The sequence below is a fragment of the Dorea chungnamensis genome (genome assembly GCF_039832125.1).
Taxonomy (GTDB): domain Bacteria; phylum Bacillota; class Clostridia; order Lachnospirales; family Lachnospiraceae; genus JAFBIX01.
In genome coordinates, this window is sequence record NZ_JBDOHT010000011.1 from 50,921 (window position 1) to 75,446 (window position 24,526).

25 protein-coding genes are annotated in these 24,526 nt (G+C 41.8%); 17 read left to right on the forward strand and 8 right to left on the reverse strand.

The window, feature by feature from the left end; translation table 11 throughout:
• Positions 1-11 precede the first annotated feature (11 nt).
• The 12 genes from ABE613_RS10625 (at position 12) to ABE613_RS10680 (ending at position 12,145) form a co-directional block, all read left to right on the forward strand.
• Complete coding sequence (locus tag ABE613_RS10625) at positions 12-533, forward strand: DUF2764 family protein (RefSeq protein WP_347376350.1); 522 nt, start codon at positions 12-14, stop codon at positions 531-533.
• Between the two features lie 13 nt (positions 534-546).
• On the forward strand, positions 547-2,277 hold the full coding sequence (locus ABE613_RS10630; RefSeq protein ID WP_347376351.1) for a V-type ATP synthase subunit A: 1,731 nt from the start codon (positions 547-549) through the stop codon (positions 2,275-2,277).
• 11 nt (positions 2,278-2,288) lie between these two features.
• Positions 2,289-3,584, forward strand: a complete 1,296-nt coding sequence (locus tag ABE613_RS10635) for a V-type ATP synthase subunit B (protein ID WP_235232656.1) — start codon at positions 2,289-2,291, stop codon at positions 3,582-3,584.
• Positions 3,585-3,596: 12 nt separating this feature from the next.
• Positions 3,597-4,211, forward strand: coding sequence for a V-type ATP synthase subunit D (locus ABE613_RS10640; protein ID WP_235232655.1), 615 nt, complete (start codon positions 3,597-3,599; stop codon positions 4,209-4,211).
• Positions 4,208-6,049 (forward strand): V-type ATP synthase subunit I, encoded by a 1,842-nt coding sequence (locus ABE613_RS10645; protein ID WP_347376352.1) that lies wholly within the window; start codon positions 4,208-4,210, stop codon positions 6,047-6,049. The genes ABE613_RS10640 and ABE613_RS10645 overlap by 4 nt, the downstream gene beginning before the upstream one ends.
• A gap of 25 nt (positions 6,050-6,074) precedes the next feature.
• Positions 6,075-6,509 carry an ATP synthase subunit C-like protein gene (locus ABE613_RS10650; protein ID WP_347376353.1) on the forward strand — a complete coding sequence of 145 codons (435 nt, stop codon included), beginning with the start codon at positions 6,075-6,077 and terminating at the stop codon, positions 6,507-6,509.
• 140 nt (positions 6,510-6,649) lie between these two features.
• Positions 6,650-7,498 carry a Cof-type HAD-IIB family hydrolase gene (locus tag ABE613_RS10655; protein ID WP_347376354.1) on the forward strand — a complete coding sequence of 283 codons (849 nt, stop codon included), beginning with the start codon at positions 6,650-6,652 and terminating at the stop codon, positions 7,496-7,498.
• A gap of 166 nt (positions 7,499-7,664) precedes the next feature.
• The gene (locus tag ABE613_RS10660) at positions 7,665-8,237 is read left to right on the forward strand and encodes a 2-oxoacid:acceptor oxidoreductase subunit gamma family protein (RefSeq protein WP_347376355.1); all 573 of its coding nucleotides are present in this window, start codon (positions 7,665-7,667) and stop codon (positions 8,235-8,237) included.
• Positions 8,237-8,539, forward strand: coding sequence for a 4Fe-4S binding protein (locus ABE613_RS10665; RefSeq protein WP_347376356.1), 303 nt, complete (start codon positions 8,237-8,239; stop codon positions 8,537-8,539). Before ABE613_RS10660 ends, ABE613_RS10665 begins: the two co-directional genes overlap by 1 nt.
• Position 8,540: 1 nt before the next feature.
• A complete protein-coding gene (gene porA, locus ABE613_RS10670; protein WP_347376357.1) occupies positions 8,541-9,722 on the forward strand; it encodes a pyruvate ferredoxin oxidoreductase in 1,182 nt (393 codons plus the stop codon).
• Positions 9,723-9,734: 12 nt separating this feature from the next.
• Positions 9,735-10,667 carry a thiamine pyrophosphate-dependent enzyme gene (locus ABE613_RS10675; RefSeq protein ID WP_235232643.1) on the forward strand — a complete coding sequence of 311 codons (933 nt, stop codon included), beginning with the start codon at positions 9,735-9,737 and terminating at the stop codon, positions 10,665-10,667.
• A 14-nt stretch (positions 10,668-10,681) separates the two neighbouring features.
• Positions 10,682-12,145 (forward strand): sodium-dependent transporter, encoded by a 1,464-nt coding sequence (locus ABE613_RS10680; RefSeq protein ID WP_347376358.1) that lies wholly within the window; start codon positions 10,682-10,684, stop codon positions 12,143-12,145.
• A gap of 57 nt (positions 12,146-12,202) precedes the next feature.
• Here the strand turns inward: ABE613_RS10680 and ABE613_RS10685 are convergent, their stop codons facing one another.
• Positions 12,203-12,706 (reverse strand): hypothetical protein, encoded by a 504-nt coding sequence (locus tag ABE613_RS10685; RefSeq protein WP_347376359.1) that lies wholly within the window; start codon positions 12,704-12,706, stop codon positions 12,203-12,205.
• Between the two features lie 163 nt (positions 12,707-12,869).
• Here ABE613_RS10685 and ABE613_RS10690 point away from each other — a divergent pair, with 163 nt between their 5' ends.
• Entirely contained in the window at positions 12,870-13,550 is a 681-nt protein-coding gene (locus tag ABE613_RS10690) for a TIGR00266 family protein (RefSeq protein WP_347376360.1), read from the forward strand.
• 77 nt (positions 13,551-13,627) lie between these two features.
• On the opposite strand, the gene ABE613_RS10695 is transcribed toward ABE613_RS10690, so the two are convergent.
• The 4 genes from ABE613_RS10695 to ABE613_RS10705 form a co-directional block, all read right to left on the reverse strand.
• Positions 13,628-13,891, reverse strand: coding sequence for a M24 family metallopeptidase (locus tag ABE613_RS10695; protein WP_347376376.1), 264 nt, complete (start codon positions 13,889-13,891; stop codon positions 13,628-13,630).
• Positions 13,860-14,117 (reverse strand): POT-type proton-dependent oligopeptide transporter, encoded by a 258-nt coding sequence (locus tag ABE613_RS15200; RefSeq protein WP_510182354.1) that lies wholly within the window; start codon positions 14,115-14,117, stop codon positions 13,860-13,862. Before ABE613_RS15200 ends, ABE613_RS10695 begins: the two co-directional genes overlap by 32 nt.
• Positions 14,108-14,845: an MFS transporter gene (locus ABE613_RS10700; protein ID WP_347376361.1), complete on the reverse strand. Its 738-nt coding sequence runs from the start codon at positions 14,843-14,845 to the stop codon at positions 14,108-14,110. The genes ABE613_RS15200 and ABE613_RS10700 overlap by 10 nt, the downstream gene beginning before the upstream one ends.
• Before the next feature lie 253 nt (positions 14,846-15,098).
• Positions 15,099-15,974 carry a LysR family transcriptional regulator gene (locus ABE613_RS10705; RefSeq protein WP_347376362.1) on the reverse strand — a complete coding sequence of 292 codons (876 nt, stop codon included), beginning with the start codon at positions 15,972-15,974 and terminating at the stop codon, positions 15,099-15,101.
• Positions 15,975-16,232: 258 nt separating this feature from the next.
• Here ABE613_RS10705 and ilvD point away from each other — a divergent pair, with 258 nt between their 5' ends.
• Positions 16,233-17,903, forward strand: a complete 1,671-nt coding sequence (gene ilvD / locus ABE613_RS10710) for a dihydroxy-acid dehydratase (protein ID WP_347376363.1) — start codon at positions 16,233-16,235, stop codon at positions 17,901-17,903.
• 23 nt (positions 17,904-17,926) lie between these two features.
• Positions 17,927-18,913: an ornithine cyclodeaminase family protein gene (locus ABE613_RS10715; RefSeq protein WP_347376364.1), complete on the forward strand. Its 987-nt coding sequence runs from the start codon at positions 17,927-17,929 to the stop codon at positions 18,911-18,913.
• Here the strand turns inward: ABE613_RS10715 and ABE613_RS10720 are convergent.
• Complete coding sequence (locus ABE613_RS10720; protein WP_235232633.1) at positions 18,910-19,794, reverse strand: AraC family transcriptional regulator; 885 nt, start codon at positions 19,792-19,794, stop codon at positions 18,910-18,912. The genes ABE613_RS10715 and ABE613_RS10720 overlap by 4 nt on opposite strands.
• Before the next feature lie 135 nt (positions 19,795-19,929).
• Between ABE613_RS10720 and ABE613_RS10725 the strand changes: the two genes are divergently transcribed.
• Entirely contained in the window at positions 19,930-21,096 is a 1,167-nt protein-coding gene (locus ABE613_RS10725) for a galactokinase (protein ID WP_235232632.1), read from the forward strand.
• Between the two features lie 16 nt (positions 21,097-21,112).
• A complete protein-coding gene (gene galT, locus ABE613_RS10730; protein ID WP_347376365.1) occupies positions 21,113-22,603 on the forward strand; it encodes a UDP-glucose--hexose-1-phosphate uridylyltransferase in 1,491 nt (496 codons plus the stop codon).
• 86 nt (positions 22,604-22,689) lie between these two features.
• Here galT and fucO read toward each other — a convergent pair whose 3' ends face one another.
• Positions 22,690-23,838: a lactaldehyde reductase gene (gene fucO / locus ABE613_RS10735; RefSeq protein WP_347376366.1), complete on the reverse strand. Its 1,149-nt coding sequence runs from the start codon at positions 23,836-23,838 to the stop codon at positions 22,690-22,692.
• Positions 23,839-23,960: 122 nt separating this feature from the next.
• Positions 23,961-24,512, reverse strand: coding sequence for a TetR/AcrR family transcriptional regulator C-terminal domain-containing protein (locus tag ABE613_RS10740; protein ID WP_235232629.1), 552 nt, complete (start codon positions 24,510-24,512; stop codon positions 23,961-23,963).
• Positions 24,513-24,526: the final 14 nt, after the last annotated feature.

The window sequence follows — 24,526 nt, forward strand, 5'->3', positions numbered from 1 at the left end:
AGGAGGTGTCTATGGCTTCATATTATTACTTGATATCGAGCCTGCCGGATCTGAGAACAGATGGAGATATGCCGCTGACTTATGATGAGTTTCTCGGCATGTGTCAGTCAAATGTAAGCGAATCAAAATATAATTTCCTAAAGAATCTTACTCTTTCATCGGAAGAGGGACCGCTCGTAAAAGAATGGGCAGTTTTTTATAAGAATCTTATGAGGGAACTTAATTATCAGAGGAGTATGAATCTGGGGAGACCTTATCTGACATCTTACGATAAGGATTCTGTCATTGCACAGGTAGCAGGAGCTGCGCTGGCTGCAAAGAATCCGCTGGAGGCAGAGAAGATCTTGCTGGATTATGAATTTGAAATTCTTGATTCATTGGTAGGCTTGCATACTTTTGATGATGCTTATTTATTCGGGTATGCTATTAAACTAAAATTGCTTGAGCGCCAGAGCTGTTTCGTTCAGAAAAAAGGACAACAGGAATTCAAACGTCTTTTTGATCAGGTACAGCAGCGCGTATATAGCTTATAACGGGAGAGAATTGATGGAAACAGTAACAGGATATGTAACTGGTATTAATGGAAACCTGGCAAATGTCAGTTTTGATGGTTCAGTTCATAAAAATGAAGTTGGTTATATTCTTGTTGACGGAAAACGTCTCAAAGGAGAAGTTATCCGAATCAACAATGGTGTTGCCAGCATGCAGATCTACGAGATGTCCAACGGCATTAAAGTCGGAGACGCTGTAGAGTTTACTGGCGAATTAATGAGTGTAGAACTTGGTCCAGGTCTTTTAACCCAGGTATTTGATGGTCTTCAGAATCCATTACCGGATCTTGCCGAGCAGTGTGGCTTCTTCCTTGAGAGAGGTGTATATCTTGATCCTATTCCGGACAGAGAATGGGAATTTACACCATCTGTAAAGGTGGGAGATTCTGTTGAAGCAGGAGATCCTATTGGTAGTGTTCCTGAAGGATTATTTACACATGAAATTATGGTTCCATTCACGCTGAAAGGTCGTGACTGGACAGTTAAATCAATCAAAGAAAAAGGCTCTTATCATGTAAGAGCAACCATTTGCGTGATCGCAAATAGCAAAGGCGAAGAAAAAGAACTCAGCATGGTCATCACACAGCCGATCAAACAGGCAGTGAAATGCTATGAAGAGAGACTTCGTCCGGATGAACCTTTGGTAACAAAGATTCGTTGTATTGATGCATTCCTTCCTGTAGCAAAGGGCGGAACATTCTGTGTTCCGGGACCTTTCGGGGCAGGTAAAACAGTCCTTCAGCATATGGAGGCTAAAAATGGTGAAGCAGATATTGTTATCGTAGCAGCATGTGGAGAGCGTGCAGGTGAGGTTGTAGAGATCTTAAAAGAGTTCCCTGAACTGGAAGATCCAAAGACAGGTCGGTCTCTTATGGAAAGAACAATCATTATCTGTAACACATCTTCCATGCCGGTAGCAGCCAGAGAGGCATCTTGTTATACTGCAGTTACACTTGCTGAGTATTACAGACAGATGGGACTGGATGTCCTTCTTCTTGCAGACTCCACAAGCCGTTGGGCGCAGGCGATGCGTGAGATGTCAGGTCGTCTGGAAGAGATCCCTGGTGAAGAAGCATTCCCTGCTTATCTCGAGTCTACGATCGCTTCTTTCTATGAGAGAGCTGGTAAAGTACGGCTTAAGAATGGTAAGATTGCATCTGTAACAATTGGTGGTACAGTATCACCTGCAGGAGGTAACTTTGAGGAGCCGGTAACGCAGGCAACACTTAAGGTAGTTGGAGCATTCCATGGACTTTCAAGAGAACGTTCTGATGCACGTAAATACCCTGCAATTCATCCGATGGATTCATGGTCAAAGTACTCTGGTGTTGTAGATATGGGACGCATCGAAGAGGCGCGTTCTATTCTCAGAAGAGGAAATGAAATCAATCAGATGATGAAGGTAGTAGGTGAGGAAGGAACATCTGCAGAAGATTACATTATCTATCAGAAGGGTGAACTTCTCGACTCTGTATACCTTCAGCAGAACTCATTCGATCCGATCGATGCAGCTTGTCCTCCAGAGAGACAGAGAGAAGAGTTCGATAAGCTTTATGATGCATTAATGAAGTCCTATGACTTGGAAGACAAGAAAGAAATCAGAGGTTTCTTCAACCAGTTAAGGCAAGAGTTCCTTGACTGGCACGGTACTCAGTTCCAGACACCGGAGTACTATGAACAAGGGAAGAAAATTTCAGAATTCTACATGTCGAAAGCAGTTGAGTAGGAGGTCCTAAAGTGCAGAAAGTATATACAAAAATAGAATCAATCGTCGGTAACGTAGTTACTGTCAGAGCCAAGGATGTCAGACTTGGCGACCTCGCTCTCGTAGGTGACAGTTACGCGACAGTTATTAAACTTGATAAAGATGTGGTATCTCTTCAGGTATTTGCAGGTGCACAGGGTGTAGGAACCAATGATCCAATCCGCTTCCTTGGAAGACCGATGATGGTTTCCTTCTCAGAGCATTTGCTTGGACGTGTGTTTGACGGAGCCGGAGTTCCAAGAGATAATGGCCCGGCACTTACTGAAAATATGATTCCGATAGGCGGACCTTCGTTTAACCCTGCAAAACGTATTTTGCCAAAGAACATGATCCGTACAGGTATTCCTATGATCGATGTGTTCAATACACTTGTAGAGAGCCAGAAGCTTCCGATTTTCTCTATTTCAGGTGAGCCATACAACGCTTTGCTTTCCCGTATCGCACTTCAGGCAGAAGTAGACGTTATCGTTCTTGGTGGTATGGGACTGAAATATGATGATTATCTTACGTTCCGCGACACTCTTGAAAAAGGTGGCGCGATGAGCCATACAGTTATGTTTATTCATACTGCAGCCGATCCAACCGTAGAGTGTACACTCGTACCGGATATGGCCCTTGCTGTTGCAGAGCAGTTTGCCCTTGCGGGAAAGAAAGTACTTGTTCTTCTTACCGATATGACAAACTTTGCAGATGCACAGAAGGAAATGGCTATTACTATGGAACAGGTACCTTCTAACCGAGGTTATCCGGGAGACTTATACAGCTGCCTTGCATCTCGTTATGAGAAGGCTGTTGATATCGAAGGCGCCGGATCAATCACGATCCTTGGTGTTACAACAATGCCGGGTGATGACGTAACACATCCGGTACCAGATAATACAGGTTATATTACAGAAGGTCAGTATTATTTAAAGAATGGACATATTGAGCCATTCGGATCACTTTCACGTCTGAAACAGAATGTAAATGGTAAGACAAGAAATGACCACCGTGCTCTCATGGACGGTATGATCCGTCTTTACTCTCAGTACAAGGAAGCCCTTGAGAAGAAATCCATGGGATTCCTTATGACTGAATGGGATGAGAAGCTTCTGAAATACGGTGAACTTTTTGAAACAAAATTAATGGACCTTGGTGTTAATATCCCACTTGAAGATGCACTTGATCTTGGCTGGCAGATTCTTGCAGAGTGCTTTGAGCCAAATGAAACTGGTTTGAAGACGAGTCTTCTGAAAGAAAGATGGCCGAAGAAGGATGCATTAAACTAAAAGGAGTAGTTGATGGCTATCAAACTTACAAAAAATGAGCAGAAGGTGCAGAAAGATCGCCTGAAACAGTATCAGCGTTATCTTCCGACGCTGCAGCTTAAAAAACAGCAGCTGCAGTCGGTGATCATGAAGACAAAAGCTGAGCTGGAACAGAAGGAAGTCGAACGTGCTCAGATGATCGGAGATCTGGATGACTGGGTTGCTGTATTTGCGGAGAATGAGATCTTTGATGAAAGCAAAAAGCTTGATCATCTGGTACAGCCAGACACAGTCATCTGTAAGAATGAGAACATCGCGGGTGTCACAGTTCCTACATTTCAGGAACTGACATTCAAAGACATTAACTATGATGTTGACGACTATCCTTTGTGGGTGGATACTGCAATCATAAAACTCCGTGAGATTGCCCGGCTGGATGCGCTGGTATCAGTACTTCGCAAACAGGAAGCACTTCTTGAGAAGGAATTACGTTCTACATCTCAGAGAGTTAATCTGTTTGAGAAAGTTAAGATTCCAGAGGCAAAGGAAAATATCCGGATCATCGGAGTATTCCTTGGCGACCAGCAGACAGCGGCAGTTGTTCGCGGAAAAATTTCAAAGAAAAAACTTGTGGAGGCGGCACAATGATAGAAAAGATGAAAATGGTCTACATCGTGTCATCGGTCTCCAAAAAAGACGAGATGCTCGATGGACTTCGAAATCTCGGAATTCTGCATCTGTCAGAGAAAAAGAGTCCTCAGCGTGCAGTGTCAGAAAGATTTACCAGTCTTTCAAAAACTGCATCCGCATTGATGGATTATGCGCCGGATAAGAAATCCAAGAACAAAGAGGAGGTTCCGATTCTTACGGATACTCAGTTTGAGGAGATGTATCAGGGTGTTTTGACAGCAATGGATAAAAAATCAGCTCTTATTCAGGAGATAAGTGCTGCCAATGCAGAAATCGAACGTATCAAAGCCTGGGGTGATTTTGAGCCAGGTGAATTAAAGCAATTAAAAGAAGCAGGGTATGATCTTCATTTTTACCGTCTTGGAAAGAATGAATATGCGATGGCGGTGCAGGATCCAGATATCAGGATTATCCGCCTGGCATCTATAGATAAGATGGATACCGTTGCTGTAATAGGAACCTTGCCGGCAACCATTCCGGCAGCAGAATTCTCCATCCCTGAGAAAGGGATCAGTGAACTGACAAAAGAGATTGAAATTGCTCAGCAGGAAATTGCTGAGTGTGAGGATGTCTTTAAGAAAGCTGCTGTGTATGATTCCAGTTTCCAGGTTCAGATGCTCAAAGCTCAGAATGCGGAGAATTATTCTTCGGCAAGCGAGACTGCAGAAAATGATGATGATTTCGTATGGATCTCAGGATATCTTCCTGAGGCAGAATTAGATAAATTTAAAGCTGTAGCCAGAGAAAATAAATGGGCATGGGCACAGGAAGATGTGGCTGAAGATGATCTGCAGATTCCTACAAAAGTAAAATACGGAAAGGTGTCAGGACTTATTAAGCCAGTGTTTGATATCCTGGGAATCCTTCCCGGATACAGAGAATCAGATATTTCTCTTTGGTTCTTCCTGTTTTTTACACTGTTCTTTGCAATGATCATCGGTGACGCTGGTTATGGTGTCCTGATCCTGATCGGAACGATTGCATATGCAGCGAAATCAAAGAAATTTAATAATGCAGTTTATTTGTTATCGGTACTTTCAGTTGCGACAATTATATGGGGAGCGATTACCGGTACATGGTTCGGTATGGAAAAGGCCATGGAAGTTCCAATCTTAAAGGCGATGGTAATCCCTGGTTTTGCAAACTATCCGGAGTATTTTGGAGTCACAGCTCTTCAGCAGCAGAATACCATCATGAAGTTCTCGTTCTCTATCGGAGCAGTTCAGATGGCACTTGGAAGTTTAATCTCTATTAAGAAGAAGATTGCTGAAAAGAACTTGAGCTGGGTGGCAGACTTGGGATGGCTTGTGGCAGTTGTTGCAATGTATTTGTTATCACTTTACTTGGTAATCGGAGAGAAGATTAATATTAAACCGGTATTTGCACTCATTGGTGTTGCATTTGTTCTGGTAGTACTTTTTGGTGGAATGGCACCAGATCGTACAATTGCACAGGGAATCAAAGCAGGCTGTGCGGATGCGTTCACCGTATTCTTAAATACGATCAGTTGTTTCGGTAACGTAATGAGTTATATCCGTTTGTTTGCAGTAGGTATGGCAGGTCTTGCCATTTCCCAGAGCTTTAACGGAATTGCGGCAGGTTTCCATGGCCCGTTAATGATTCTTGGTGTAGTGGTAGTATTAATCGGACACGGACTGAATATTATCATGTGTTTCCTTTCTGTCGTAGTACATGGCGTCAGACTGAACGTTCTGGAGTTCTCAGGACAGGCTGGCGTAGAGTGGAAGGGAATCGCATATGAACCATTTAAAGTAAACGATAAGATTAAAAAATAGTATTTTAACGTAAAGGAGAATAATTATGAATTTAGCATTTGTTGGAATGGCAGCTGCACTCGGTTTGTCCGCTTCAGGATCAGCATTCGGTGCAGGCTTTGCCGGAATGGCATCAGTTGGAGCATGGAAAAAATGTTATGCAAGTGGAAAACCAGCACCGTTCATTATGATCGCATTCTCTGGTGCGCCTCTTACACAGACAATCTACGGATTCCTTCTTATGAACTTTATTAAATCTGCAGTAGCAGGCGGCGGAGATGCCGGTCTTGCTTTTGGAGTTGGTGTTTTTGGCGGTCTTGCAATTGGTCTTTCAGGATTGTTCCAGGGGAAATGTGCTGCAGCAGCTGCAGATGCATTGGGAGCAACAGGAAAAGGTACAGCGAACTACTTTATCGTAGTAGGTATCGTAGAGACAGTAGCCCTCTTCACACTGGTATTCAGTTTGTTGCTTTTGGGCTAAGAATGAATTTGAAAAAGATCATTGATAGAAATGAAAAAGGCATCTTTCATCATGAAAGATGCCTTTTCCATTAACCCATTGCCTAATCAAATAATAGGTACCGGAATATTGTTTGACAGGAACAAATAACGGGAGGAATTATGAAAACAAATTGTGGGAAGAAAAATATTACATGTATAGCACTGGATCTGGATCAGACTACATTAAATCATCAGGGCAGACTGAGTGAAAAGAACCGACAGGCGATTGAGTCTGCAATTCGAAAAGGAGTTCAGATTGTGGTAGCAAGTGGACGGGCGATATCTGCACTTCCAGATGATATCTGTAGTATCAGGGGGATTCGCTATGCGGTTACATCCAATGGGGCGGCGGTTTATGATATACATACGAAAGAATGCCTGCAGCAATATAAGATGACGGAGCAATCTATTGAAAAGATATTGGATTATGCAAAAGACTTGGAAGTGGCATTCGAGACCTTTATTGACGGTAAAGCATATGCACAAAGAGAATATGTGGAAGATCCGGTTTCATTTGGGGCAAGCCCAAGGGCAATTTCCTATATTCAGACAACCAGAGAACCGGTGGATGATATCAGGAGTTTTTTAATGGATCATAAGAAATGTATCGAAAGTGTAGATGTTGTGGTAAAAGAAGAAAATCTTAAGAAAGAATTGTGGAAAACCTTTGAAGAGAATATACCCCAGGTATATGTGACATCTTCCGTGCAGCAGTTATTGGAACTCTCTTACGAAAAGTCAGGTAAACATTCCGGAATAGCATATATTCTGGAGCACCTTGGACTATCAAGGGATGGACTGGCAGCCTTCGGGGATGGAGATAATGATGCAGAGCTTTTAAAATATGCAGGGATAGGGATTGCTGTGGAGAATGCTTCTAAAGCCTGCAGGGAAGCAGCGGATGTTGTAACATTATCTAATGATGAAGACGGTGTTGCGTATGGGATTGAGAAGCTTTTGGGATTGTAGTTTTGAAAATATAAGAAAGGCAGATATAGTTTTAGTAGACAAAAGTGATATATTCAAGTAAAATAAAAGAAATATGATTAAAAAAACAGAGTATGCTCTATAATTACTGGACGAATGATATCTCGATCAGCATACAATTTCAAAGAGAAAGGAAGATAGAAGGAAGATGAGTAACCATACAGAAATCAGATGGCATGGCCGCGGCGGTCAGGGTGCCAAAACTGCTGCTTTGCTTCTTGCAGATGTAGCATTCAAGACAGGAAAATATGTCCAGGGCTTTCCAGAGTACGGCCCGGAACGTATGGGAGCGCCAATTACGGCATACAATCGAATCAGTGACACACCGATTCGTGTACATTCAAATATTTATGACCCACAGTATGTAGTCGTTGTGGATGAATCCCTCCTGGAATCGGTAGATGTTACCAGCGGATTGAAGGAAGATGGAGCAATCCTGGTGAATACACAGAGGGCAAAAGAAGAGATTATTCCGCATTTAAAAGGATATAAAGGAAAGGTATATACGATTGATGCTTATAAAGTATCCATGGCAACAATGGGAAAGTATTTCCCGAATACACCGCTTCTCGCAGCAATTGTGAAGGTTGCAGGTATCATGGATGAAGAGACATTTTTACGAGAGATGAAAGCGTCATTCTCTCACAAATTTGCCAGCAAGCCGGAGGTCATTGACGGTAACATGGCTGCGCTTGAGATGGCACTGAAGGAGGTACAGTAATGGCAACAGATATCACAAAATTAGGAGTAAAGACCAAGTGGCAGGATCTGACAGAAGGTATGATCGTTGCCGGAGCAGGAACCTCCAAAGACTTTAACACTGGAGAATGGTCGACACATAAGCCGGAATTTATGGAAGAAAAATGTAAGCAGTGCTTGCTCTGCGTGCCGGTATGCCCGGACAGCTGTATTCCGGTAAAGGATATGAAAAGAGGCGCATTCGATTATGATCACTGTAAAGGATGCGGTATTTGTGTAAAAGCATGTCCATTTGGGGCAATTACGATGGAAGGGGTGAAGTAAGATGGCAAAGAGAGATCGTTTATCAGGAAATGAGGCAGTAGCAATTGCCTTAAGACAGATTAATCCGGATGTATTCCCGGCATTCCCAATTACACCATCTACAGAGATCCCACAGTATTTTGCTTCTTTTGTGGCAAATGGACAGGTAGATACAGAGTTTATTCCGGTAGAAAGTGAGCACAGTTCTATGAGTGCGGCAATCGGAGCTTCTGCAGCAGGTGCACGAAGCCTTACTGCAACTTCCTCCTGTGGCCTTGCTTATATGTGGGAGGAATTATACATAGCAGCATCGAACAGACTTCCGCTGGCACTGGCATTGGTGAACCGTGCGTTATCTGGTCCGATCAATATCAACTGTGACCATTCTGACAGTATGGGAGCAAGAGATGCAGGATGGATTCAGATCTATGCAGAGAACAATCAGGAAGCCTACGATAACATGGTACAGGCTTATCGAATCTCAGAACATAAGGATGTAAGACTTCCGATCATGATCTGTCAGGATGGTTTTATCACCAGCCATGCAGTGGAGAATATTGAACTTCTGGAAGACGAAGAAGTCAAGAATTTTGTGGGAGAATACGAGCCGGAGAATTATCTCCTGAATCCAGAGTGCCCGATGGCAGTCGGCCCTTATTCTATCACCGATTATTATATGGAAGCAAAACGGAATCAGGCAGAAGGAATGAAGCATGTAAGCCAGGTAGTACTGGATGTGGCAAAGGAATTTGCAGAGCTTTCAGGAAGAGAATATGGCCTGTTTGAAGAGTATTGCATGGAAGATGCAGAAAGAGCAGTCATTATAATCGGTTCCGCGGCAGGTACAACAAAGGATGCCATTGATAAACTGCGCGCACAGGGAGAAAAAGTCGGAATGATCAAGATTCGTCTGTTCCGTCCATTCCCGGCAGATGAGATTGCAGAAGCATTAAAAGATGTAAAGGCGGTTGCAATCATGGATCGTGCAGAGAGTTATACCAATCACGGCGGTCCATTGGGAGCAGATGTGATGGCAGCATTGTTCCGCGCAAGATCACAGGCTCTGGCGATCAATTATATCTATGGACTTGGTGGAAGAGACGTACGTGTGGAAGATATGGAAGCAGTCTATGAGACCCTGAAGCAGATTATTGCAGACGGTGATGCAGGCGAGACTTATCGTTATATGGGAATCAGAGAATAGGGGGCGAAGAAGATGAGTTATAATTTTAAAGAGACAATGAATAAACCGGAACGTCTGGCTCCGGGCCACAGAATGTGTGCCGGCTGTGGCGGAACGATTGCAGTAAGAAATGTACTTCGCGGCCTTCATGAAGGAGATAAGGCGGTCATCGGTAATGCGACAGGATGTCTGGAAGTATCTACTTTTACTTATCCATATACGGCCTGGGAAGACAGTTACATTCACAATGCATTTGAAAATGCAGGTGCGACCTTAAGTGGTGTAGAAGGTGCCTACAAGGCATTAAAGAGAAAAGGAAAATTAGACGAGACCTACAAATTCATCACATTCGGCGGTGACGGCGGTACTTATGATATTGGTCTTCAGTCCTTATCTGGTGCGATGGAGAGAAATCAGGACATGGTCTATGTGTGCTATGATAACGGCGCGTATATGAACACCGGTATTCAGCGTTCTTCTGCGACACCGATGTATGCCGATACTACAACAACTCCGGTTGGAAGCCAGAGTAACGGAAAACCGCAGAACAGAAAAGATTTGGCGGCAGTGATTGCAGCACACGATATTCCGTATGTTGCACAGACTACATTTGTACAGAATTTTAAAGATCTGCATATAAAATCTGAAAAGGCTATTTACACACCTGGTGCTGCTTTCCTTAATATTATGGCTCCGTGTCCTCGTGGATGGAGATATAACACACCAGATATTATGGAGATCTGCAAACTGGGTGTTGAGACATGTTATTGGCCGTTATTCGAAGTAGTGGAAGGAAAATGGATCTTGAATTATGAGCCGAAGAAAAAACTTCCAATTGAAGATTTTCTGAGACCACAGGGAAGATTCAAACATCTATTTAAAAAAGAAAATGAATATCTGATCGAAGCGTTCCAGAAAGAAGTTGACAGACGATGGGAAGAACTTCAGTTCAGATGTTCCAGATAAAGGAGAGTTAACAAGTGAAACGAGAAAAGTTTGGTTCCCGTCTGGGGTTCATACTTGTATCGGCAGGATGTGCCATTGGGATTGGTAATGTGTGGAAGTTCCCTTATATGTGCGGGGAGTTTGGAGGAGCAGCATTTATCCTGATCTATCTGGTATTCCTTCTTATTCTTGGTATTCCTGTATTAGTATGCGAATTTGCAGTGGGACGAGGCAGCCGTCACAGCGTGGCAGCTGGTTTTGAAGCACTGGAGCCGGAAGGAACACGATGGCATGTGATGAAATGGATCGGTATTATCGGCAGTTATCTGTTGATGATGTTCTACACAACGGTCGGTGGCTGGATGATGTACTATTGTTATCGTAGTATCAAAGGTGAATTTTCCGGTGCTTCCTCAGAAGCAGTCACGGAAGGTTTTACAGACATGTTGGGCAATGTATCAACGATGACCTTCTGGACGATTCTTATCTGTATCATTGGTTTTGCGGTTTGTATTTTTGGAATTCAAAATGGTATAGAAAAAGTATCGAAGGTCATGATGTCTTCACTCCTTCTGATCATGATCGTGTTGGCAGTACATTCTGTATTCCTGGAAGGTGCAGGAGAAGGAATCCGGTTTTACCTGGTTCCTGATTTTAAACAGATGCAGGAGATTGGGATTGGCAATGTGATTTTTGGAGCCATGAGTCAGGCGTTCTTTACTCTTTCTATTGGAATTGGTGCTATGCTGATCTTCGGGAGTTACATTGGAAAAGAAAGAAGCCTTACCGGAGAGGCAATCAGTATCACAGTATTAGACACCTTTGTTGCATTGATGGCTGGATTTATTATTATTCCATCCTGCTTTGCGTTTGGAATTGAACCGGGAGCAGGTCCCAGTCTGATATTCATTACCATTCCGAATATATTTGCGCAGATGCCAGGAGGACGGTTGTGGAGTGCATTATTCTTTTTGTTCCTGACATTTGCAGCATTTACAACAATCGTGGCAGTATTTGAGAATATTATATCTTTTGATATAGATTTGTTTGGATGGTCTCGCAGAAAAAGTGTATTGACAAGTGCTGTGCTAATTATTCTGCTGAGTATGCCATGTGTATTAGGATTCAATCTTCTGGCAGGATTCGAGCCATTAGGAGCAGGAACGAATATTATGGATCTGGAAGACTTTATCGTATCCAACAATCTTCTTCCGCTTGGAAGTCTGGGTTATGTATTGTTCTGTACAAGAAAGAATGGCTGGGGCTGGGATCATTTCCTGAAAGAAGTAAATACAGGAAAAGGAATCAAATTTCCGACCATGTTAAAAGGATATGTATCTTATGTACTTCCACTGATTATTATCGTGATTTATCTTAAGGGGTATTATGATAAGTTCGTCAGTCTTGGAAAGACTGCGTTGGCAGGATGGATGGCAGCAGCCATACTATTCCTTGGTTTTGTATTATTCTGTGCATTGACACACAAAAAAGAAAAATAAAAGAAGTTTGTGAGATGAACTGGTGTAATAACGAAAATCAAGCTGTTACACCAGTTTTTAATATGCGATTTGTTCTAATTTATCAACATGCTTTTCAAGATTAGAAATCCGAATCTCATGAAGAGGGATGGTATCGGCATCCAGTTTAATGGTCCGGACAAGAGATTCCAGATTATCCAGGCGGTTTTCAATGCGTGCAAAATGCTCATTCGCCTTTTCCTGTACAAGATCGACTTCTTCCAGAATCGAGTTCATAAGATAGTGATTGTTACTTTCGAACTTCTCATCTACAGCTGTACGATGTTCTTCAAGCTTGTGATCAATATAAGCCTGTTGTTCTTCAAGCTTGTGATCAATATAAGCCTGTTGTTCTTCAAGCTTGTGATCAATATAAGCCTGTTGTTCTTCAAGCTTGTGATCAATATAAGCCTGCTGTTTTGCAAATGACTGTTTTATCCAAGCATCCTGTTCAGCAAACCGCTGTTCAATCCTGGCATCCTGTTCGTTAAAACGTTGATCTAAAATCTCGGATATGGATTGTAATAATTCTTCGTTTGACATGTAATCACCTCCTTGTTTTGGGTATGTGTATAGATTATACCAGTAGAAATTTTAGTGCGCAATGATAAAATATATGAAAAAAATATTCTAAATTTTCTGTGAATTGACATGACCACTATAAGTAGTTATGATGGAATTAATGAAAAAATGGAGGTATGAAAGCATGAGATATCAAATACAAGGGGATACGCTTCCGGTTGTGATCTGCCAGCTTGAAGGTGGCGAAAGGATGATTACACAAGGTGGTGGTATGGCATGGATGTCACCGAATATGTTGATGGAAACGACGACAAATGGAGGATTAGGAAAAGCTTTTGGAAGAATGTTTTCAGGTGAGCATATTTTCCAGAATATTTATACTTCTCAGGGAGGAACTGGAATGATTGCATTTGCTTCCAGCTTTCCAGGATCGATCAAAGCATTTCAGATTGCTCCGGGACAAGAGATGATATTCCAGAAAAGTGCATTTCTTGCAAGTGAAGCAGGTGTAGAACTTTCTGTATTTTTTAATAAGAAATTTAGTTCTGGGCTGTTCGGAGGAGAAGGATTTATCATGCAGAAAGTCAGTGGTCATGGAATTATGTTCGCTGAATTTGACGGACATGTGGTTGAATATGAGCTTCAGCCCGGGCAGCAGATCGTAGTAGATACAGGACATCTGGCTGCGATGACAGGCAGCTGTAGAATGGAGATTCAGAGTGTTTCGGGAGTGAAGAATATGTTGTTTGGCGGGGAAGGAATCTTTAATACTGTGATCAGCGGACCGGGCAGAGTATGGCTCCAGACCATGCCGATCAGCAATGTGGCCGGCGTATTAAGACCTTATCTTCCATCAGGTTCATAGGATAGATAGAGAAGAAAAAACCGCACTTGACTTTAGGGGAAGCCAAGTGCGGTTTGGAAAATGGAGAACAGTAAACTTTAGTCTAAAACCATAAGTTCTTTTGGAAAATGTGTCAATATTTCTATACCGGTTTCAGTGATAAGAACCGTATCTTCAATACGAACACCGCCCCATCCCGGGATATAGATTCCAGGTTCCATGGTAATTACACAACCAGGTTTCATGGTCTTCGTACCGTAATTTCCAAGGAAAGGTTCTTCGTGTAGATCAAGACCGACTCCATGGCCGATTCCTGCATAATAGTATTCTTCATATTTTGCAACTTTGAGAGATGTTAAAATCTCCTTTTTTAGATTTTGATTTTTTCATCCAGATAGCTGCCATGATTGGTCCAAGAATTACACATAGAAGACCATTATAGGAATCGATCCATGCAGTTGGAATCTGGAAATTTCCGATTTTTAAATTAATAAATTCCTGCATATACAGAGCGATTGACATAGACGCCTGGTTATATGCAATCCAGAAAAAGATAGTGAAAAAGGCAAGAATCAGGATTACGCACATTCTGCGCTTTTCTGGCTGAGTAAGTGGGATAGAAGCAAGTTCTTTTTTCTCTTCGAGACTTTTTTGGCAGAATCAGCGTGATGAAGATCCTTCAGGACAAATTTTTGACCTATGGCAAAGAATAATGCACCAGCCCAGATTACAATAGCTGTGATTAAAAATACTGTGCGGTATCCATATTCCAGGATCTCGCCACCCTGTTTGGTCACGAACCATTGATTGGCTACGAGTCCACAGAGGAATGGTCCAAATAACACACCGATATTTGTAAAGGTATAGGTCATTGAAAAAGCACCGTCTCTGCGAGGATCATTATTGCCATAGAGGCTTCCGACTAATGTCTGAGAAGTACTTTTGTACAGACCGCTGCCGATAACACAAAGCACGATCATAATCTGAATGGTCGACTTGCTGTGTGCGGTAAAGGCAAGAAAATATCCAGTTCCAGAAGTAAGCATTCCAAGAATTACACAAAGTTTAGGTCCTAAAAAGCGGTCGCTGATCCAGCCCCCGACTACTGGTGAAAGATAAGAAAATGCCATGAACGATGCCAGCAATGATGTTGCTTCCGCATTGCTTAAGCCAAGACCTCCGCGTGCGGTCTCTTCGGCCATGAATAAAAGTAAGACCAATTTCATTCCGTAATAGGAGAAGTTGGTGAATGTAAAAATTGATCCACAAAAATACACTGCTTTTGGCTGTTTATTTGTGGCGCTTGAGTCAGTCATAATGTTTTCCCTCCTAGGTCATAAATGCTCATGGCTCGTCAGCCTTTTTGAAGTCTAGACAATTAAAAAGTTATACTGTGGTTTAAACCTTAGTCTGTGAACTAAAATAGCAAGACAAGATGAAAATGTCAATAAACAAAAGAATAAAAGATGAAAATTGTTGAAAATGCACAAAAACTGAAGAATCTGAAGATGGTATTAAAAATACCGAGTCCTAAAGGACTCGGTAAAAATGTCAGTTGCTATGAAAAATCTATGAAAAAGACAGACAGTTCTTACTCCATTCTTCGACATAATCCAGGAATTTTATAGTTGCAAGAGTTGGAGGTGTCTTGGTATAAGCTACCCCAAGTGTACGGAAATAGTGCTCCGTAAATGAGCGGATGCAGACATCAAAAGGAGCATTGTATAAAAGCAGCTTTGGCAGAATTGTAATTCCAAATCCTTTTTCCACCATCTTGAGCGTTGCAAAATCTTCGTTTAAGCGATAACGGATTTTGGGAGTGATGTTATTCAGTTCAAAGATCTGCCCCGTCTCGTAATCAAGTCCGTCCGATGAAAGAACGAAATTTTCATGGTTGACGTCTGATAACGATACAGCAACTTTGTCTGCGAGGGGATGATCTTTTGGTGTCACCAGCATCAGTTCATCTTTTCCGATTGGGATGAATGGAAGGTCTGGAACAGAGTAGTGGGAGACAAAGATACAGTCAAGCTTGTTCTCCTGTATTTTTTCTTTTAAGGGATTGAAGCCATCCACAGTCAGTTCAAATCGGATATTAGGATATTTTTCAGAAAAAAGCTTTAAGATATCCGGGAGCCAGTGGTAAGAGACGCTTTGAATCGTACCGATACGGATGTATCCGCTGTCAAGGCTGGTAAGATTGGCAGCAATCTGGGAGATGCGGTTTTCTTCTGCGCAGATGATTTTCAGAGATTCCAGGATTTCCTCGGTGTTTGGCATTAATTCCATGCCATGTTTGGAGCGCTTGAACAAAGGGAATCCCAGCTCTTTTTCATAGCCTTTGATTGCCTGGCTGATAGCAGATTGCGTGTAATTCAATTGGGCGGCTGTTTTTGAAATGCTGTGGGTTTCGCAGACATTTAAAATGATTTCGTACTTGTTCATGATGGATTCCTCGCTTGTGTATAATGAATGTGGGTTGCTCGATCTGTAATATTAAGAAAACTTACTATATATATAAGTAAAACTGATTTCTCGTTTATGTTATGACATATTTACGTATATATAAGAAAAACTGAAGGATGACTTTAGCAATATGTTCTTTTCTGATATTTTCTGATGCTTTATTATATACATAACTGATAAAAATTTGTCAAGCTATATAGTAAAACAGGACAGGAAAATGAAAAGGAGGACATGCATATGGGTACTGAATTCTGGAATGGTGCGGAGGCTGCACACAGAAGAGTTATGATGAAAGCGGCCGGATATTCTGATAAGGATATTCGCAAAAAGCCACATATTGGTGTGCCAAATTCTTTTATGGAAGGCTCACCTGGATCTGCACATCTTCGTCAGATCGCAGAAGCGGTAAAGCAGGGAATCTGGGCAGCAGGCGGAATCCCGGTTGAGTTCGGAATTCCGGCAACATGTGGAAATATTGCCAATGGAGCGGAAGAATTAAAGTATGAGCAGGTAGGACGAGATATTGTAGCAATGTCAGTTGAGTTTGTCACTCGTGTACATAATTTTGACGGACTTGCAATGATAGCGTCATGTGATAATATTATAGCAGGATGCTATATGGCAGCAATGCGGCTGGATATTCCATCTATGGTTGTAACAGGAGGTTCTATGCAGCCGGGCCAGTATTGCGGTAAGACAGTAGTGGAAGCGGATCTGGATGCAGCTCGTTTCTCCGGTTCTACGGAAGAAGAACTAATGGAGATGGAAGATAATGTGTGCCCGTCTTTTGGCGCATGTCCTTCCATGGGAACGGCAAATACGATGCAGATGTTAGGAGAAGTAATGAATCTGGTCCTTCCCGGAACATCTACGATTCCGGCATCTGATAACGCAAAGCTTAGAAAAGCCAGAGAGGCCGGAAAATATATTGTTGAGATGGCAAAAGCCGGAAGAAAACCATCTGATCTGATTACGAAAGAGACTCTTTTAAATGCGATTATGTTCGATATGGCGGTTGCCGGATCTACCAACGCGGTGCTTCATATTCTTTCCTATGCGTATGAACTGGGCATCAAACTTACGCTGGAAGATTTTGAAACATATGCAAAAGAGATTCCGTGTATCAATGCAGTTGTTCCAAGCGGTCCGTACACGGTAGTAGATTTCCATTATGCCGGTGGTGTCATGAATGTCATGAAGATGTTGGAGACTAAACTATATACGGATGTTCCAAGCATGTATGGAACTACATGGGCAGAGATGCTTACAAAAGTAACACCTCAGGAAAATAAAGTAATCCACTCATTAGAGCGCCCGCTGTTCAATGAACCTGGTCTTAAGATCTTAAGAGGAAATCTCTCTCCAAACGGTGCAATCGTAAGACCGACAGCTGTATATGAAGAAGTGAAGTACATGAAGGGAAAAGCAAAAGTATTTGACGGTGACAGGGCTGCATTTGAAGCAATTCAGGCTGGTGAGATTGTTCCTGGAGATATCATCGTCATCCGATATGAAGGCTGCAAGGGTGCGCCTGGTATGAAGGAACTGATGCTTAGTATTGATGCATTGATCGGTCTGGGTCTTCATAAGAGTGTAGGGCTTATCTCAGATGCAAGATTTTCAGGATTTAACTTTGGAGCTATTATTGGACATGTGTCTCCAGAAGCATATGATGGAGGAAATATCGCTCTTGTAGAGAATGGGGATGAGATCGTCATTGATATTCCAAACGGAGAAGTATCTATGCTTGTATCAGATGAAGAGCTTGCAAGGAGAAGAGCAAACTGGGTATGTCCACCATTGAAGGAAGAAAAAGGATGTCTTAATATTTATGCAAAGATGTGCCGCCCGGCAGAGGAAGGCGGAGCAATGCAGCCATGGGATCTGGATGCAAAATTCCACAGATAAGAAAATAATTGGAGGAAAAAGATATGTTATTATTATCAAGAGAGGATATCAAGAAAGTATTTACGATTAAAGATGCGATTGAAGCTGATAAAAAGGCATTTCAGCTGGTAGTTGAAGGAAAATGTAATGCACCGCTTCGTACCAACATTCAGGCACCGAAATATGACGGATGTTTCTTATTTATGCCGGCATATGTAGAAGAGATGGATACAGCTTCATTGAAGATTATCAATATCTTTCCACATAATATTGACAACGGAATCCCGTCTTCTCCGGCGCAGGTGTTGTTGATTGATGGTAAGACCGGTGTTGTGACGGCAGTGTTAGATGGTACTTATGTTACACAGCTTCGTACCGGAGCAGCTTCCGGGGCAGCGTTTGATGTGCTGGCAAAGAAGGAGTGCAGAATCGGTGCACTGATCGGTACCGGGGGACAGGCAGCAACACAGCTGGAAGCAATGATCGCAGCCAGAAAATTAGAAGAAGTAAGAGTGTATGATCTGAATCTGGAACGTACACATGCATTTGCAGCCCGTATGCAGGAAGAGCTGAAAGATTACGGAACAAAAATTGTTGCAGTAGAATCATCCGATGCAGCAATTGATGATGCAGATCTGCTGATCACAGTCACACCATCTTCAAAACCAGTATTTGATGGAACAAAGATTAAGAAAGGATGTACCATCAGCTGTGTAGGTGCATATCAGCATCATATGCAGGAGATGGATCCAGCGATTCTTCCTCGTGCTTCTAAGATATATTTTGATTCTGAAGATGCAGTTTTATCAGAATCCGGTGATATTCTGATTCCATTGGAAGAAGGAATCATTACCAAAGAAGACTTTACCGGTGACCTTGGAAATGTAATCAAAGGAGAACTGGTCGGACGTGAAAATGATGATGAAATCATTGTTTTTGAAACGGTTGGTGTTGCAACTCAGGATCTGGTAGCAGCAAAAGAAATCTATGAAAAAGCCCAGGCAGCAGGAGTAGGAACCAATTGGGGCTAATCAGATAGATTTTTGCGGTATTGACTGGGAGAGCATCCCATATATCTTTTAAATATTTGTCCATAGTAAGCCGGCGTGGAGAAACCAACCATGCCGGCTATCTTTGTGACACTTTCTCCTTCCTTTAATAAGGAAAGACTGTTTTGAATCCTCAAAAACAGAATATATTCGAAAATAGTCATTTTCATGTATCTTTTGAAGAAGCGACAACATTCACTTTTGCAGATATTGATATGGTCGGCTACATCATCCAGAGTAATATCCTGTGCATAATGTTCCTGGATGTATGTCAGGATATCTTTCAGACGCTGCAGATGCTTGGGTGTGTATTGTTCATCGGCAGGAAGAGATGCGTAGTGAAGATATAATTTCTGCCAGATGCCAGTTAAAATCAGATGTAGCTGAAGCTCATAATCAGAAGGAGGGAGCTGAGACAGTTGGTAGATTCTCTGTATCTGCCAAATGATATCCTGCTGCCAGTCAATTGTCATTCCCAGCTTTAAAGAATGCCAGGATTCATGAGAAGTGATATAATCAACGTACTTTGTCTGAAGCAGGCTGTTCTCATATCCATAGATAAATCTTGGATGAAATGTAATCGAGAGGTAATTGCAGTCTTGTCCGTCTATCATGTAGCCAGAGTGAAGTGAATTACTATTGCAGAATAAACCTTCTCCTTCAGAAAGGAGATACTTTTGATCGTTTACATAATATTCGATCTGGCCGGACATGATCCAGGTCAGTTCGATTTCGGGATGCCAGTGCCATAGAAAAGAACCCTGTTCGTATGACTGTATTTTTTCGAGACTTATATGAACAGGAAATTCATAATTTCCGTGCTGTTTGATTTCTTTTTGGTCCTTTTTGGTATGTATCTGCATAAATAGTCCCCATTTCCTCAATATCCTTATAATTCTTTCTAATATCTTTATTGTGTCAAATGTATAATCTCATTATAATCATAAATTAAGGAAGGTAATTATGCAAGCGTAATATAAGCAATGGAGGTTGTGAGGATGACGGAGAAGCTGATTCAGAGATTTAAAGAGTTGTATGGAAAGGAAGGAGAAGTGCGTGCATATTTTGCACCAGGACGCGTAAATCTGATCGGAGAACATACCGATTATAATGGCGGGCATGTATTCCCATGTGCACTGACCCTTGGAACTTATGGAATTGTAAGAGACAGAGAAGACAGAGTGTTACGGTTTTATTCTGCAAATTTTGAAAAACTTGGTGTGATTGAGACAAGTCTGGATGATTTGATCCCAGATAAGGCTGCTGGCTGGACCAATTATCCGAAGGGAGTTATGTGGGCCTTTGAAAAAAGAGGATATCAACTGACTCACGGAATGGACATTCTGATATATGGTAATATCCCGAATGGATCAGGGCTTTCTTCATCTGCATCACTGGAGGTACTTACCGGATTGATCTTAAAAGACACTTTTGGATTCGAACAGGTATCTATGATTGATGTGGCACTTATCGGCCAGGATTCTGAGAATAATTTTAATGGCTGTAACTGTGGAATCATGGATCAGTTTGCAAGTGCCATGGGCAAAAAAGATCATGCTATTTTCCTGGATACAAATACATTAAATTATGAGTATGCTCCGGTTGTTCTGGAAGATGCTAAGATAGTCATTACGAATAGTAAGGTAAAGCACAGTTTGGTGAATTCTGCATATAACGATCGAAGAAATGAATGTGAGACGGCATTAAAAGAACTTCAGTCTGTAGTTAATATTAAGACACTGGGAGACCTGACAGAGGAAGAATACGAAGCACATAAGGACGCAATTAAAGATCCGGTCAGACAGAAAAGAGCAAAGCATGCAGTCTATGAAAACCAGCGGACCATCCGTGCAGTAGAAGCCTTAAAGAACAACGATGTAGAACTTTTTGGAAAATTGATGAACGCTTCTCATAAATCCTTGAGATACGATTATGAAGTGTCATGCGGAGAAATTGATATTCTTGTGGATCTTGCGCAGGCGATGCCAGGGGTAATCGGCTCCAGAATTACAGGCGGCGGATTCGGCGGCTGTACAGTCAGCATTGTGAAAAATGATACTGTGGATGCTTTTATCCGTGAAATCGGCAAGACATACCAGGAAAAAGTAGGACATGAGGCAGAATTTTATGTGGTAGAGATTGGCGACGGAGCAAAGATTATATAAATATGGAGGAAGAAAGATGTTATCGGAAAATATCAAAAAACTGGTCGAATATGGAATACAGACAGGCCTGACACCGGAAGCGGAACGCATCTATGCTACCAATCTTTTGCTGGATGTATTCCAGGAGGACAATTATGAAGATGTTGAGATTGGTGAAGGAGAGATTGAGCTGGAGCCTGTATTGAGAGATTTGTTGGATGAAGCCGTAGCGCGTGGCTTGATTGAAGACAGCATCGGATACAGGGATCTGTTTGATACAAAATTGATGAATTGCCTGATGCCAAGACCTGCACAGGTGCAGGATACATTTGCAAAGAAGTATGAAATCTCTCCAAAAGAAGCAACGGATTATTTTTATAAATTAAGTCAGGACAGTGATTATATCCGTCGCTATCGTGTGAAGAAAGATATGAAGTGGAAAGTAGATTCTCCATATGGGGAGATTGATATTACGATCAATCTGTCAAAACCGGAAAAAGATCCGAAAGCGATTGCGGCTGCAAAGAATGCAAAAGCAAGCAGTTATCCGAAGTGCCTGTTATGTATGGAAAATGAAGGATATGCTGGACGTCTGAATCACCCGGCCCGTGAGAACCACAGAATCATCCCGGTCACAGTCAATGACAGCAAATGGGGATTCCAGTATTCTCCATATGTATATTATAATGAGCATTGCATTGTATTTAACGGACAGCATGTGCCGATGAAAATAGAACGTGCGACATTTGTGAAATTATTTGATTTCATCAAACAGTTTCCACATTATTTCCTCGGATCGAATGCAGATCTTCCAATCGTAGGCGGCTCAATTCTTAGCCATGACCATTTTCAGGGTGGAAATTATACCTTTGCCATGGCAAAAGCACCTATTGAGAAAATTGTAACTATTTCAGGATACGAGGATGTAGAGGCCGGTATCGTAAAATGGCCTTTGTCTGTTCTTCGAATCAGAAGCAAAGATGAAAAACGCCTGATTGAGCTGGCAGACCATGTACTGACAGTATGGAGAGGGTATACAGATGAATCGGCTTTCATCTATGCCAATACCGATGGAGAACCACACAATACCATCACACCGATCGCAAGAAAGGTCGGAAATGTCTATGAACTGGATCTGACTCTGAGAAACAACATTACAACCAAAGAACATCCCCTTGGAGTCTACCATCCACATGCACAATATCATAACATTAAAAAAGAAAATATCGGTTTGATCGAGGTTATGGGTCTTGCAGTATTGCCAGCCAGATTAAAAGAAGAATTGGAAATCTTAGCAGATTATCTTGTGAATAAAAAAGATATCAGAAGCAATGAAAAGATTGAAAAGCATGCCGAGTGGGCAGAACAATTCCTTCCAAAATACGATCATATTACAGAAGAAAATGTAATGGACATCCTGAAAAAAGAAGTGGGAATTACATTCACCCACGTACTCGAAGACGCAGGCGTATACAAATGCACACCAGAAGGAAGAGAGGCATTCCTGCGATTTGTTGCGGAATTGTAATGGTATTGGGGACGAAGAAAAGTGAGATAGTATCTCCTTCCTCGCCCCGTACCCATTCTACTTATTCAAACATCCCCATCAAAATCCTATAACAAAGACCGGAACAGGGCAGCGATATCTTCCACGGAAGTCTCTTTTGGATTACCTGGGCGGCAGGCATCTGCATATGCGGATGCCGCCAGGAATGGAATATCTTCTTCTTTTACAATGTCTTTTAGATCTTTTGGAATTCCGACGTCTTCGGCCAGTTTCTTAACTGCATCGACGGCAGCTTTTCTGTATTCTTCCTGAGACATATTTTCGACACCTTCAACACCCATAGCGATTGCGATATCTCTATATTTAGTTCCAGTTGCTTCTGCATTGTATTCCATAACGGTTGGAAGCAAAATTGCGTTTGCAATTCCATGTGGAGTATCATATTTTGCGCCAAGTGTATGAGCCATGGAATGAACAATTCCAAGACCTACGTTGGAGAAGCCCATACCGGCAACATACTGTCCCAGAGCCATATCAGCACGTCCTTCCGGAGTATTTGCAACAGCACCTCTCAAAGAGCGGGAGATGATTTCAATAGCCTTGATGTGGAACATATCGGATAATTCCCATGCGCCAGCAGTAATGTATCCTTCGATGGCGTGTGTCAGAGCATCCATACCAGTTGCAGCAGTCAGTCCTTTTGGCATACTAGACATCATATCTGGATCAATAATTGCAATTACAGGGATATCATGTGGGTCAACACACACGAATTTTCTGCTTTTTTCAACATCTGTAATAACATAGTTAATAGTGACTTCGGCAGCAGTTCCAGCTGTAGTAGGAACTGCAATAATTGGAATAGATTTATTGGGTGTATTAACGGCACCTTCCAGACTTCTCACATCTTCATGCTCTGGGTTCGCAATGATAATGCCGACTGCTTTTGCAGTATCCATGGAGGAACCACCGCCAATAGCGATAATATAATCTGCATTAGATCTTTTGAAAGCTTCCACACCTGTCTGAACATTTTCGATGGTTGGATTTGGCTTGATGTTGGAATAGAGTATATATTCGAGATCATTTTGATCTAATACATTCAGTACTTTCTGGGTAACACCAAATTTTACGAGATCAGGATCCGAACATACAAAAGCTTTTTGGAATCCTCTGGTTTTAGCTTCGGTTGCAATGTCATTGATTGCACCAGCTCCATGATAGGATGTTTCATTTAAAACAAACCTGTTTGACATAATGCATCTCTCCTTTATAATTGCTTTGTCATAATTATAACAATGTGCTGAAATCAAGAAAAGTTACAGAAAAAGCCACCTGTCACAAAAGTGACAAGTGGCTAAATGTGTAACGTATAGATTTAACAAATATCAGAAAATAATTCTTCCAAAGGTCTTGGAAGTGCGAGAATCAGTAGATTGGCAATCTCTTCTGGTTCCATATTCATGTTTTTTCGCACCCATTCGACCGTCATATCAATCGAACCACGACAATACATTTCTAAGAGAAAGACAATGTCACGATTGGGGGATTTTCCGGTTTTTTCTTTAATTATATTGGTATAAAATTCCAGAATACATTCATAGTCATATTGCATCAGTGAATTGTAGTCACGGGATTGAAAGGCGGAAATAAAGAAACGTTTTTCATTTTGAATAAACTGGAATTTCTTAATAAGCCCTTCTTTTAATGTGCAGCCGGAACCCATCTGACGAAAAGAACGATCGGCGAGCTGGCTAAAATGCCAGTTGACCAGATCATACTTGTCTTTAAAATTTCTATAAAAAGTTTGGCGTGTCATGCCACTGGTCTCGACAATCTCTTTTACAGTTATTTTGTCTAGTGGCTTTTTTCCCATTAGTTGTTTTAAAGAATCGATGAATCTATTTCGAGTTTTATCTAAGTTGTCCATTATGCATAATCTCC